This window comes from Oleiphilus sp. HI0066, assembly GCF_001635725.1.
Map to the genome: position 1 here is coordinate 1 of NZ_LWFH01001846.1, position 796 is coordinate 796.

The following is a 796-nucleotide window of genomic DNA, read 5'->3' on the forward strand; positions in this document are numbered from 1 at the left end:
GAATCATCGCTTCTAATAAATCATTCGTCTGGTGCGCGACAGATTCTAAACCAGCAGTGACGACTTCGTTGGCCCCAGTGTCACGTGTAAGTCCTAATACCGCCCCGCGCGCATCAGGGTCCCAGTAAGGGGCTCCTAGACCTGTAAAAGCCGGAACCACATATAAGGCATCTTGATAACCGACCTCTGTCGCAATCGCTTCCGATTCATGTGCATTTTCAATGACGCCAAGTCCGTCTCTTAACCACTGCACCGCAGCACCAGCAACAAAGATACTCCCTTCCAAGGCATAGACCACTTCACCATTGAAACGATAAGCCACCGTTGATAACAGCTTATTATCTGAGCGAAGGGCCGTGTCTCCGGTATTGAGAATCACAAAGCAACCTGTACCATAGGTACTCTTCAACATGCCTTTATCAAAACATGCTTGTCCAACAAGAGCCGACTGCTGATCACCGATCATCGCAAGTATTGGAACTGGTGCGCCAAGCCACTCTTCACTGCAGACACCAAAGTCAGCACCACAATCTTTTACTTCGGGTAAAACTGATTTAGGAACGTCAAATAACGCTAGTAATTCGTCATCCCATTGCTGATCTATGATATTGAAAAGATTGGTTCGAGAAGCGTTTGTGGCGTCCGTTGCATGCACCTCTCCATCAGTAAGCCGCCAGAGCAAATAGCTATCAATCGTACCAAAAGCCAAATCACCCTGATCTGCCAATACCCTAGCGCCATCGACATTATCTAAGATCCAAGCAATTTTTGTCGCAGAAAAATATGGATCTAACAG

1 protein-coding gene is annotated in these 796 nt (G+C 47.0%); it reads right to left on the reverse strand.

The window, feature by feature from the left end:
- Positions 1–796: FGGY family carbohydrate kinase (locus A3738_RS28580; RefSeq protein ID WP_255376220.1), on the reverse strand; the 796-nt coding region annotated here is incomplete at both ends.